Consider the following 11740-nt stretch of genomic DNA (forward strand, 5'->3'; position numbering starts at 1 on the left):
GAACCGGGAGCCCTCATGGTCACCGTCCCCACCTCGGCGCAGGTCGTCGTCATCGGCGCCGGCATCGTCGGCAACAGCCTCGTGCACCACCTCGCCCGGCTGGGCTGGCGCGACATCGTGCAGCTCGACAAGGGGGCGCTGCCCAACCCCGGCGGCTCGACCGGCCACGCGTCCAACTTCATCTTCCCGGTGGACCACTCCCGGGAGATCACGGACCTGACGCTGGACTCGGTGCGGCAGTACCAGGAGATGGGCGTCTTCACGCAGTCCGGCGGCTTCGAGATCGCGCGCACCGAGGAGCGCATGGAGGAGCTGCGCCGACGGATGTCGTCGGCCAGGGCGTGGGGCATCGAGGCGGAGCTGGTCGACGCCGACTTCGTGAAGGAGAAGGTGCCGTTCATCGAGACCGACGCCATCCTCGGGGCGTTCTGGACCCCGAGCGTCGGGGTGGTCGACTCGCTGCGCGCCGGCACGATCATGCGCGAGAGCGCGCTGGCCACCGGCGCGCTGACCGTCGTACCGACGGTCGAGGTGACCGGGATGGACGTGCAGGACGGGCGCATCCGGCGAGTGCGGACCAGCGGCGGCGACATCGAGACCGAGTACGCCGTGATCGCGGCGGGCGTGTGGAGCCCCAAGCTCGGCGACATGGCCGGGATCAGCATCCCGCTGACCCCTGCCGTGCACCAGATGATCAGCGTCGGGCCGTGCCCGCAGCTGGCCGAGCGCGAGGGCGAGATCAGCTTCCCGATCATCCGCGACATGGACACCTTCTGCTACGAGCGCCAGCACGGCGCCGACATGGAGGTCGGGTCCTACGCCCACCGCGCGATCCTGCACGAGCCGGAGGACATCCCCTCGATCGAGCAGGCCAAGCTCTCGCCGACCGAGATGCCGTTCACCTCCGACGACTTCGACCCCCAGCTCGAGCAGGCCTACGAGCTGATGCCCGAGCTGCTGGGCGCCGAGGGCGCGGAGATGCGCTATGCGATCAACGGCCTGCTTTCCCTGACCTGCGACGGCAACCCGATCCTGGGCGAGAGCCTGGTCAAGGGCCTGTGGACCGCGTCGGCGGTGTGGATCAAGGAGGGCCCCGGCGTCGGCCGCGCGGTCGCGGAGTGGATGACCGACGGGCACTCCGAGATCGACGTCCACCACAGCGACATCGCGCGCTTCCACCCGCACCAGATGCGCCGCGAGCACACCCGGCTGCGCACGACCGAGTCGTTCATCAAGACCTACGGGATCGTCCACCCCGCCGAGCAGTACGAGTCCGACCGCGACCAGCGGGTCTCGCCGATGCACGAGTCGCAGCAGAAGCTCGGCGCCGTGTTCTTCGAGACCGCCGGCTGGGAGCGCCCGCACTGGTACGAGTCCAACGCCGGGCTGGTGGCGGAGTACGGCGCGGCCGTCATGCCGCGCGAGCACGAGTGGGACGCGCGCTGGTGGAGCCCGATCATCAACGCCGAGCACCTGCGCATGCGCGAGGCGGCCGGGGTCATCGACCTGACGGCGTTCCAGGTCCTCGACATCGTGGGGCCCGGCGCGCTGGAGACCGTGCAGCGGACCTGCGCCGCGCAGTGCGACGTCGCGGTGGGCAAGGTCGTCTACACCCCGGTGCTCGATGCCAAGGGCGGCTTCCTCTCCGACCTCACGGTGATGCGGCTCGGCGACGAGCACTTCCGCGTGGTCACGGGCGGCGCGCATGGCCCCGTCGACCGCAAGACGTTCGCCGACCAGCTGCCATCCGACGGCGCGACCACGCTGAGCGACGTGACCGACGAGGTGTCCACGATCGGGCTGTGGGGTCCGCGGGCACGCGACATCCTCGCCTCGCTGACCTCCGACGACCTGTCCGACGAGGGGTTCGGCTTCCTGACGTGCCGGTCGGTGCAGGTGGGCGGGACCACGGTCCTGGCCTCGCGGATCTCCTACGTCGGCGAGCTGGGCTGGGAGCTCTACGTCGACATGGGCTCGGCCGCGGAGCTGTGGGACGCGCTGCTCGAGGCCGGCGAGCCGCACGGCGCCGTGCCGGTCGGGATCGGCGTCTACGGCACCACCGGGCGCTTGGAGAAGGGCTACCGGGCCTACGGCGCCGAGCTCGACAGCGAGCGCACGATCGTCGAGGCGGGCATGCAGCGGCCCAAGGTCAAGGCGGCCGACTTCGTCGGCCGGGCGGCGTACCTGGCGCAGCGTGAGGTGCCGCCGCGGGCCGTGCTCTGCACGATGACCGTCGACGACCACACCTCGGCGTCGGGGGTGAAGCGCTACATGCTCGGCGGCGAGCCGATCCTCACCCGCCACGGCGCCACCCTGACCGACGGGCACGGGCACCACCCCTACGTCACCTCGGCCGGCTCGGCGCCGTCGCTCGGGAAGCACGTGCTGATGGCCTACCTGCCGCCGGACGTCGCCGTCGTCGGGCAGGAGCTCGCGGTCTCCTACATGGAGGAGCTCTATCCGGTCACCGTCGGCTCGGTCGACGCGACACCGCTGTTCGACCCGGCCAACGAGCGTCTGAAGTGAAGGTCCTGGTCTGCGTCAAGCGCGTCGTCGACTCCTCCAGCGAGGTGGTGCTGACCGACGACGCGCAGGCGGTCGACGGTCGGTACGCCGGCTTCACGATGAGCGCGCACGAGGAGTGCGCCGTCGAGCTGGCGGTCCAGGTGGCGGCCGCGACCGGCGGGAGCGCCACCGTGCTCACGCTGGGCGACGCCGACGCGGTGGAGCAGCTGCGCGCCGCGCTGGCCGTCGGCTGCACCGAGGCGGTGCACGTGCTGGCCGACTCCTCGACGTACGGCCCGGCCGACGTGGCGCGCGAGATCGCGGCCGTCGCGGGCGACTTCGACCTGGTCCTGCTGGGCAACGACGCCGCCGACAGCGGTGACTTCCAGGTCGGCATCCGGCTGGCCTACGAGCTGGGCCGGCCGGTGGTCAACGGGGTCACGAACGTGTCGGTGGCCGACGGGATCGTCACGGCGAGCGGCGCCGGGACCGACGGCCACGAGACCTATCGGGTGCCGCTGCCCGCCGTCGTCACCGTGCTGGAGGGCGGGGTCGAGCCGCGCTACCCGACCGTGCCCGGTCGGATGAAGGCCAAGAAGGTGCCGATCGAGGAGCGGTCGCCCGTTGCCTCACCGGTGGGGCCGTCACGGGTGCGCCTGCTGCTGCCGCCGCCGGCGCCGTCGAACGTGCAGGTCCTCGGCAAGGGCGCCGACGCGGCGCCCGCCGTCGTCGACCTCTTCGAGCAGCTGGGGGTGCTCTCCCGATGATCCTGGTGCTGGTGGAGAGCACGCCCGCGGGCGAGGCGGTCGAGGTCTCGCGCGAGGCGCTCACCTTCGCGCGGTCGCTGGCCGCCGAGGGCGGCGGCGTCCCGGTCGACGCGGTGCTCGTGGGCGAGCCGTCCGCGGAGCTGGCCGCGACGCTGGCGGCGTACGGCGTGCGGAGGGTGCACGCGCTGACCGGCGAGGCGTTCGCGTCGTACGCCGGCGCGGCCTGGGCCGCCGGCGTGCAGGACGCGCGCGAGACCTCGGTGGTCGTGATGGCCGCCGGGACCCCGCGCGGCAACGAGGTGATGGCGCACGTCGCGGCCCGCGAGGGCGTGGCGATGGCGGCCAACGTGCTGTCGTTCAGCGGGCTGTCGCCGTTCGTGGTGACCCGCCAGGTCGTCGGCGGGGCCGCGCTGGAGGAGATGCGGCTCGCGGACCGGCCCGCGGTGTTCACCGTCGCCGGCCACGCCGTCGAGGCGGCGCCGGCGGACGTGCCGGGCTCCGCTGAGGTCGTGGTGCGCGCCCCGGCGGTGGCCGAGGCCGACCTGGTCGCGCGGGTGGTGTCGAGCGAGGAGCCGGAGCCGGACCTGTCGGGCACGCTGAAGTCGGCGCGGGTGGTCGTCGGAGCCGGCCGCGGTGCGGGCAGCGCGGAGGGCTTCGCGGAGCTGGTCGAGCTGACCGAGCTGCTCGGCGGCTCGCTCGGGGTCTCGCGCGTCGTGACCTCGCTCGGCTGGCGCCCCCACCACGAGCAGGTCGGCCAGACCGGCAGCCGGATCTCGCCGGAGCTCTACATCCCCTGCGGCATCAGCGGCGCGATTCAGCACTGGGCCGGCTGCTCCACGGCGAAGAGCATCCTGGCGATCAACACCGACCCCGAGGCCCCCATGGTGACCAAGGCGACGTACGCCGTCATCGGCGACCTGCACGAGGTCGTCCCCGCCATCAACGCCGAGATCCGCCGCCGTCACCGCTGACCCGTCAGAAACTGCACGGATTTCCCGCTGAGCCGTCAGAAAGTTTGTGACGGGTCAGCGCTTGGGTAACGGTGTAATCATGTAAGCATGAGCAACGAGACGCAGGAGAGGGTGCGCGGCTGGTTCACCGGCCGGCTGCCCCAGGAGTGGCAGGTCGAGGCGCCGCGGGTGGCGGTCGACCGCGAGGAGATCACCGTGGTCCTCACCGTGGCGGACGTCGCGGCCGGGGAGTCGGAGGTCGAGCAGGCCGAGGCGCGCGCGGGCCGCGCCCGCGCCTTCCGCGAGGAGACCCGCGAGGCCCGCATGGCGATCGCGCGCGAGGCGGAGCACCGCTTCGAGCGCAAGGTGTCGTGGGGCGTGGTGGTCGGCGGGCGCGAGGAGCTGTGGACCCACGTGTCCGCACCGGTGATGACCCGGCTGCGCCAGCCCCAGCGCCAGGTGCTCGACACGTTGGTCGACTCCGGCGTCGCCCGCTCGCGCTCGGAGGCGCTGGCGTGGTGCGTGCGCCTGGTCGGCCAGCACGAGGCCGACTGGCTCGCCGAGCTGCGCGACGCGATGACGCACGTGGACGATGTACGCGCCAAGGGCCCGGCTGCCTGAGCCGGCGCGGCTGCTCGTTCTCCGCGATACTTCGCGGGCGTTTCGGTCGCTTGTCAGGGGTTGCAACCCCTGACAAGCCCGCGGTGGGACCGGTCAGCCGGGTATCCCATCCCGCGGCTACGGCACCGCCACCGCCGGCTCGCGGACCGGCTCGGCGACGGGCGCGAGGTCGTCGTGCAGGTCGCGGCCGCGGGTCTCGGGCAGGAGCGCGGCGCAGCCGAGGCTGATCAACGCGATGACGACGTTGTAGCCCGCGACCAGCCAGAGCGTGCCGTCCCCCTTGGTCACCAACCAGGCCGCAATGAGCGGGGTGAGGCCCGAGGCGAGGATGCCGGAGACCTGGTAGAGCGTGCTGAGCGCCGAGTAGCGGTAGCGGGTGTCGAAGAGCTCGCTCCAGAACGACGCCAGCGGGCCGTAGACGATGCCGTAGATGACCCCGAGCCCGCCGATGAATGTGACCGCGACGCCGAGGGTGGTCCCGCCCTGGACCAGCCAGGCCGCCGGGAACGCGAACAGCAGCGCGATCACCACGCCGGTGTTGTAGACGCGCTTGCGGCCGAAGGTGTCGCTCAGCCGTCCGGAGACGAGCACCAGCGCGACGCCGAGCAGCGCGCCCACCATGATCGCGTTGAGGGCCGTGGACTTGGGGATGCCCACGTTCTTCACGGTGTAGGCGAGCAGGTAGACCGAGAACAGGTTGAACGTGAAGCCCTCGATGAAGCGGGTGCCCATGCCGAGCAGCAGCGTGCGCGGCTGGCGCCGCACGAGCTCGGCGACCGGGTTGGGCGAGATCTCCTTGGTGGCCTGCACCTGCTGGAACGCCGGCGTCTCCATGACCGAGAGCCGGATCCAGGCGCCGATCGCCAGCAGCACGATGCTCACCAGGAAGCAGGCGCGCCAGCCCCACGCGAGGAACTGCTCGTCGGGCAGCTGGCTGGCGAGGGCGAACGCGCCGGAGGCGAGGAAGAGCCCGCCGGGGACGCCGATGTGGGCGAAGCTGCCGAAGAAGCCCCGGCGCTGTGCCGGCGCGAACTCGACCGCCAGCAGTACGGCGCCGCCGTACTCCCCGCCGACGCCGATGCCCTGGAGGATCCGCAGCACGACCAGGAGGATCGGCGCCCAGACGCCGATCTCGTCGTAGGTCGGCAGCAGCCCGATGGCGGCGGTGCCGACGCCCATGATCAGCAGCGTCCAGATCAGCATGGTCTTGCGGCCGATGCGGTCCCCGAAGTGGCCGAAGATCAGCCCGCCGACGGGGCGGGCGACGAAGCCGACCGCGAAGGTGCCGAAGGCCGCGAACTGCGCGGCGGGGCCGTCGAGGCCGTTGAAGAACAGCTGGTCGAAGACCAGGCCCGCCGCGGTGCCGTAGAGGAAGAAGTCGTACCACTCGATCGTGGCGCCGACCGCGGATGCGGCGGCGACCTTGCGAGGCGAGGTCGGGGCGGGCGTCATGAGGGCTCCTCGAGAAGGCCATTAAGAACCCTAACCGTACTGGATTAATAGGGATAGGCAAAGTGTCCGACGTCGGCGGCCGCTGGTAGACATGAAGCATGACCACGACCGACGTCGCCCCCGACCGGCTGCGCGTCCGCGAGAGCGCCGAGGCGCACCTGCGCGCGCTGGTCGGCCGCGACGACGTCACGCTGCGCGAGGACCAGTGGACGGCGATCGAGGCGCTGGCCGTCGACAAGCGTCGCGCGCTGGTCGTCCAGCGCACCGGGTGGGGCAAGTCGGCGGTCTACTTCGTGGCCACCCTGCTGCTGCGCGCTGAGGGGGCCGGCCCCACGGTGATCGTCTCGCCGCTGCTCGCGCTGATGCGCAACCAGATCGCCGCGGCCGAGCGGGCCGGCATCCGCGCGGTCACGATCAACTCCACCAACCTCGAGGACTGGGAGGCCACGCACGACGCGATCCGGGCCGGCGAGGTCGACGTCCTGCTCGTGAGCCCCGAGCGGCTCAACAACCCCGGGTTCCGCGACGAGGTGCTGCCGCGCCTGGCCGCGACGTGCGGGCTGCTGGTGGTCGACGAGGCACACTGCATCTCCGACTGGGGCCACGACTTCCGCCCCGACTACCGCCGGATTCGCACGCTCCTCGACGACCTGCCCGTCGGCATCCCGGTGCTCGCGACGACCGCGACCGCCAACGCCCGCGTGACCTCCGACGTCGGCGAGCAGCTCGGCGAGGGCGTGCTGGTGCTGCGCGGCTCGCTGGACCGCGAGTCGCTGCGGCTCGGCGTCGTCCACCTCAAGACCGCCCAGCAGCGGCTGGCCTGGCTGGCCGACCACCTGGCCGAGCAGCCCGGCTCCGGGATCGTCTACTGCCTGACCGTCGCCGCCACTCAGGAGGTCGCCGACTACCTCCGCTCGCGCGGCCACAATGTCGCCGCCTACTCCGGCCAGACCGAGCAGACCGAGCGGCTCGCGCTCGAGGCCGACCTGATCGCGGGGCGGGTCAAGGCGCTCGTCGCCACCAGCGCCCTCGGCATGGGCTTCGACGCGACGCTGGGCTTCGTGGTCAACCTGGGCGCGCCGTCCTCGCCCGTCGCCTACTACCAGCAGGTCGGCCGTGCCGGGCGCGGCACGGACGAGGCCACGGTCGTGCTGCTGCCGGCCATCGAGGACCGCGACATCTGGGCCTACTTCGCCTCGCTCGCCTTCCCGCGCGAGGAGCTCGTCCGCCGCACGCTCGAGGTGCTGGCCGAGGAGGGGCGTCCGCTCAGCACCGCCGCCCTGGAGACCCACGTCGAGCTCAGCCGCAACCGGCTCGAGACCATGCTCAAGGTGCTCGACGTCGACGGCGCCGTACGCCGGGTGCGCGGTGGGTGGGAGTCGACCGGGCAGCCGTGGTCCTACGACGAGGAGCGCTACCGGCGCGTCGCCGAGGCCCGTGAGCGCGAGCAGCAGGCGATGATCGACTACCTGCGCACGAGCGAGTGCCGGATGTGGTTCCTGCGCAACCAGCTCGACGACCCGCAGGCCGAGCCCTGCGGCCGCTGCGACAACTGCGGGGGGCTCGCCCTCTCGCTCGACGTGTCGAGCGCCGCGGTGGCCGAGGCGGAGGAGCGGCTCTCCCGCCCGGGAGTGGTGCTGGAGCCCCGCAAGATGTGGCCCACCGGGCTCGCCTCGATGGGCATCGACCTCAAGGGCAAGATCGCCGCGGGCGCCGCGGAGGGCCGGGCCGTGGCGCGGCTGACCGACCTGGGCTACGGCCAGGTGCTGCGCGAGCTGTTCCGACCCGGTGCCGGGGAGGGACCGGTGCCGGTCCCCCTGGTGAGGGCCGTCGTCGAGGTCCTCGGCGACTGGCGCCCGCAGGTCGAGGCGATCGCCTACGTCGAGTCGGCGACCCGGCCGACCCTCACCGCCGATCTCGCCGAGGGGCTATCGCGCTACCTCAAGGTGCCGGTCGTCGCCCGCTACGCGATCGTCGACCCCGACGTCGCCCCGGGCCAGGGCGCGATGAACTCCGCGCAGCGCGTCGCCGCGGTCGGGCGTCGCTTCGACCTGCAGGGCGACGTCCCGGCCGGTGCGGTGCTCCTCGTCGACGACCTCGTCGTCACCGGCTGGACGATGACGCGCGCCGCGCATGCCCTTCGCGAGGCCGGCGCCACCAGCGTGCTTCCCCTCGCGCTCGCGCTGCAGAGCTGAGGTCGCGCCTGCGTCGTTTCCGGGCGCACGCCACTTACCATCCCAGCCATGACGCACACGCCCCCTCCGGGACACTCCACCACCCCGCCGCCGGTACCACTGCCCGCTCCGCCCCTGACGCTTGACCGCGAGCGGCCCCTGGTCGCCGCCGGCGTCGCGCTGCTGGCGACCGCCGTGGTCCTCTCCGCGGCCTACTCGCGCGCCGACGGGCAGCTGGACTGGTCCAACTACGCAGTGGGGCTGCTGGCCACGCTCGGGCTGCTCGGCATCGCGGTGACGAGCTACGTGCTGGCTCCGGAGACCGATCCCGCGACCGACCTGGTCACCTGGCCGGCGGCCTTCGGCATCGGCGGTGTCGGCCTGATGATCGGCGTGGCGATGGACGACAGCGACGCCACGGCGTACGTCGCCGGCCTCGCCGTGGTCGTGCTCTCCCTCGGCGGCCTCCTGCGCACGCGACGTGGCCCGTTCGTCGTGACCGGGATCCTCGGCCTGTACGCCGTCTACCTGCAGGCGACCGAGGACATCGTCGGCTTCGACGGCGACGAGGAGGTCGGGGGCATCCCGATCGCGCTGGGGCTCGCGATCTTCGCCGCGCTCGTCACCGCGCTGGGCTGGCTCCTGCCCGAGACCCGGGTCCTCGCGGCGGCGGTGGTCGGCGCCATCACCGTGGTGGGGTTCGCCACGCTCACCGGAGCCCTGGCGCTGGCCCAGGCGTTCCAGGCGGCGCTCAGCGTGTTCGACCCGTCCGAGGAGCCTGCTCCGCGCTTCGACGCCTACGACAACGACGCGTGGGTGATCCTCGTGCTCGCCCTGCTGCTGATCGGGGGCTGGGCCGTGCTCGCGGCCCTGACTCGCCACGTCGTCTTCCGGATCCTCATGGTCGCCATGGCGGTCTCGGTCATCCCGCTCGTCACCGCCGTGCTGACCGTCGACCACCCCTCCTGGTGGGGCCTCGTCCTCGGCGCGGCCGGGGGCGGACTCCTTGCCTTCGCCGGGGTGCGCGCGCTCGCCGCGTCCCGGCGGTAGGCCTACGAACGACGCGTGACCTGCCCCGCCGGCCTCAGTGCCCCACCATCGCGGTCGGGTCCACCGGGGCGGCGGGGCGCCGGCGGGGGAGCAGGTACGCCGGCACGAGCACCAGGCCGACCATGACCGTGGCGACGAGGAAGACCGTGGCGAAGGAGTCGGCCAGGCCGGCGACGTAGCCGGCCGGGTCGGTGGCGGGGTTCACGCCGATGTCGAGGATGCCGTTGGTGAGGAGCACGGCGAAGACCGCCGTACCGACGGAGGCGGCGACCTGCTGGACGATGTTCATCAGCGTCGAGCCGCGCGCGATGGTGTGCGGCTCGAGGGTCCCGAGCGCCGACGACATGATCGGCATCATCGTGGCGCCCATGCCCAGACCCATGACGAACAGCGCGCCGAGGATGAAGGCGTACGACGTGTCGGCGGTGAGCTGGGTGAACATCGCCATGCCCGCGGTGATCACGGCGATGCCGGTCAGCACGATCTTGCCCGGTCCGATGCGGTCGGCCAGGATGCCCGCGATCGGCATGGTCAGCATCGCGCCGATGCCCTGCGGGGCGAGCAGCAGCCCGGCGCCGAGGGCGTCCTCGCCGCGGACCTGCTGGAAGTACAGGGGGAAGAGCAGGCTGGCCCCGAAGAACGCGATCGCGAACAGCGCCATCGCGATCACCGCGACCGTCAGCGTGCGGCTCTGGAAGAGCCGCAGGTCGATCAGCGGGTGCCGGTTGCGGCGGCTGAGCGCCCACGGCACGAACGCCGCGATCAACAGCGCCCCGGCCACCGCAGGAGCGACGACCTGGAGCGTCCAGATCGTGCCCTCGGACTGCTTGGCCTCGGGGATCGAGGAGATGCCGTACAGGAACGCGGCGAGGCCCGGCGAGAGCAGCAGCATGCCCAGCCAGTCGAAGGTCTCCGACGGCTCGACCCGGTCGGCCGGCAGCACCTTCCAGGCGTACGCCAGGGCGATGATGCCGATGGGCAGGTTGATCAGAAAGATCCAGTGCCAGCTGGCGGAGTCGATGAGCGCGCCGCCGAGGATCGGGCCGAAGATCGGCCCGAGCAGCATCGGGATGCCGAGCACGGCCATGACCCGGCCGACCCGCGCGGGGCCGGCGGCGCGGGTCAGGATGGTCATGCCGAGCGGCATCAGCATCCCGCCGCCCAGCCCCTGCAGGACCCGGAAGCCGACCAGCATCTCCAGGGAGGACGCCGCGGCGCAGAGCATGGAGCCGAGCGTGAAGAGCAGGACGGCCAGCAGGTACAGGCGCTTGGTCCCGAACCGGTCGGCCGCCCAGCCGGTCAGCGGGATGACGCTGGCCAGCGCCAGCGTGTAGCCGGTCATCGTCCACGCGACCTGCGCCGACGTCGCGTCGAACTCGCGCTGGAAGGTCTCGAGCGCGACCGACACCACCGTGATGTCGAGGATCGACATGATCCCGCCCAGCACCACCACGCCGGCCACCAGCAGGACCCGGCGGTCCAGGCGGTCGCTCCCGCCCTCAGGCGAGTCGTGCGGTACGGCGGTCGTGGGGGCGGGGTCGATGCTCACCGCACGAGCCTAGGAGCAGCCCCGGGATAGTCCCAACGAAATGGCGAGATGAGAGCCCTCTCACTCGCGATTTCGTGAGGGACTACCCCGGCGGAGGCGCCGAGCGGGTACGCCGGTCGGCGGCTACTTCAGGGTCGACTCGATGGCGCTGATGACCTGCTCGTCCTGGGGCTCGACGCGGGGGGAGAACCGGGCGACCACCTCACCGGAGCCGTCGACGAGGAACTTCTCGAAGTTCCACTGGATGTCGCCGGCCTCGCCCGACTCGTTGGGGACCTCGACCAGGGAGCGGTAGACCTCGTGCCGGCCCTCGCCGTTGACCTCGACCTTCTCGGCCATCGGGAAGCTCACGCCGTACGTCGCCGAGCAGAACTCCGCGATCTCCTCGGACGTGCCCGGCTCCTGGCCGCCGAACTGGTTGCACGGCACGCCGACGACGGTGAAGCCGCGCTCGGCGTAGGTCTGCTGCAGCTCCTCCAGGCCGGTGTACTGCGGGGTCAGGCCGCACTTGCTCGCGACGTTGACCAGCAGCGCGGGGCGGCCGCCGGTCAGGTCGCGCAGGGTGCCGGGGGACCCGTCGAGGCGGGCGAGGGGGGCGTCGAGGATGCTCATGCCCACGACTCTAGGGCCCGCCGGGGCGGGAGCCGGACCCGTTCCGGGGAACGCACCGTC

9 protein-coding genes are annotated in these 11740 nt (G+C 72.3%); 6 read left to right on the forward strand and 3 right to left on the reverse strand.

What is annotated here, in order from left to right; translation table 11 throughout:
• Positions 1-15 precede the first annotated feature (15 nt).
• The 4 genes from LQ940_RS00485 (at position 16) to LQ940_RS00500 (ending at position 4843) form a co-directional block, all read left to right on the forward strand.
• Positions 16-2526 carry a GcvT family protein gene (locus LQ940_RS00485; protein ID WP_231241155.1) on the forward strand — a complete coding sequence of 837 codons (2511 nt, stop codon included), beginning with the start codon at positions 16-18 and terminating at the stop codon, positions 2524-2526.
• Positions 2523-3272 (forward strand): electron transfer flavoprotein subunit beta/FixA family protein, encoded by a 750-nt coding sequence (locus tag LQ940_RS00490; RefSeq protein WP_231241154.1) that lies wholly within the window; start codon positions 2523-2525, stop codon positions 3270-3272. The genes LQ940_RS00485 and LQ940_RS00490 overlap by 4 nt, the downstream gene beginning before the upstream one ends.
• Before the next feature lie 11 nt (positions 3273-3283).
• On the forward strand, positions 3284-4243 hold the full coding sequence (locus LQ940_RS00495) for an electron transfer flavoprotein subunit alpha/FixB family protein (RefSeq protein ID WP_231241153.1): 960 nt from the start codon (positions 3284-3286) through the stop codon (positions 4241-4243).
• An 87-nt stretch (positions 4244-4330) separates the two neighbouring features.
• A complete protein-coding gene (locus LQ940_RS00500; protein ID WP_269214272.1) occupies positions 4331-4843 on the forward strand; it encodes a hypothetical protein in 513 nt (170 codons plus the stop codon).
• A gap of 117 nt (positions 4844-4960) precedes the next feature.
• On the opposite strand, the gene LQ940_RS00505 is transcribed toward LQ940_RS00500, so the two are convergent.
• Positions 4961-6295, reverse strand: coding sequence for an MFS transporter (locus LQ940_RS00505; protein WP_231241151.1), 1335 nt, complete (start codon positions 6293-6295; stop codon positions 4961-4963).
• A gap of 98 nt (positions 6296-6393) precedes the next feature.
• Between LQ940_RS00505 and LQ940_RS00510 the strand changes: the two genes are divergently transcribed.
• Together LQ940_RS00510 and LQ940_RS00515 are read left to right on the forward strand one after the other, a co-directional pair.
• The gene (locus tag LQ940_RS00510; protein ID WP_231241150.1) at positions 6394-8490 is read left to right on the forward strand and encodes a RecQ family ATP-dependent DNA helicase; all 2097 of its coding nucleotides are present in this window, start codon (positions 6394-6396) and stop codon (positions 8488-8490) included.
• Positions 8491-8538: 48 nt separating this feature from the next.
• Complete coding sequence (locus LQ940_RS00515; protein ID WP_231241149.1) at positions 8539-9519, forward strand: hypothetical protein; 981 nt, start codon at positions 8539-8541, stop codon at positions 9517-9519.
• 34 nt (positions 9520-9553) lie between these two features.
• Here the strand turns inward: LQ940_RS00515 and LQ940_RS00520 are convergent, their stop codons facing one another.
• A complete protein-coding gene (locus LQ940_RS00520; protein WP_308217414.1) occupies positions 9554-11068 on the reverse strand; it encodes a DHA2 family efflux MFS transporter permease subunit in 1515 nt (504 codons plus the stop codon).
• 123 nt (positions 11069-11191) lie between these two features.
• The gene (locus LQ940_RS00525; protein ID WP_231241148.1) at positions 11192-11680 is read right to left on the reverse strand and encodes a glutathione peroxidase; all 489 of its coding nucleotides are present in this window, start codon (positions 11678-11680) and stop codon (positions 11192-11194) included.
• Between the last annotated feature and the right edge of the window lie 60 nt (positions 11681-11740).

Source organism: Nocardioides sp. cx-173, from assembly GCF_021117365.1.
Lineage (GTDB): Bacteria > Actinomycetota > Actinomycetes > Propionibacteriales > Nocardioidaceae > Nocardioides.

Coding starts and splice junctions, on each gene's coding strand:
- LQ940_RS00500 (WP_269214272.1), top strand. CDS start 4,331: ATGAGCAACGAGACGCAGGAGAGGGTGCGCGGCTGGTTCACCGGCCGG.
- LQ940_RS00525 (WP_231241148.1), bottom strand. CDS start 11,680: ATGAGCATCCTCGACGCCCCCCTCGCCCGCCTCGACGGGTCCCCCGGC.
- LQ940_RS00510 (WP_231241150.1), top strand. CDS start 6,394: ATGACCACGACCGACGTCGCCCCCGACCGGCTGCGCGTCCGCGAGAGC.
- LQ940_RS00505 (WP_231241151.1), bottom strand. CDS start 6,295: ATGACGCCCGCCCCGACCTCGCCTCGCAAGGTCGCCGCCGCATCCGCG.
- LQ940_RS00515 (WP_231241149.1), top strand. CDS start 8,539: ATGACGCACACGCCCCCTCCGGGACACTCCACCACCCCGCCGCCGGTA.
- LQ940_RS00485 (WP_231241155.1), top strand. CDS start 16: ATGGTCACCGTCCCCACCTCGGCGCAGGTCGTCGTCATCGGCGCCGGC.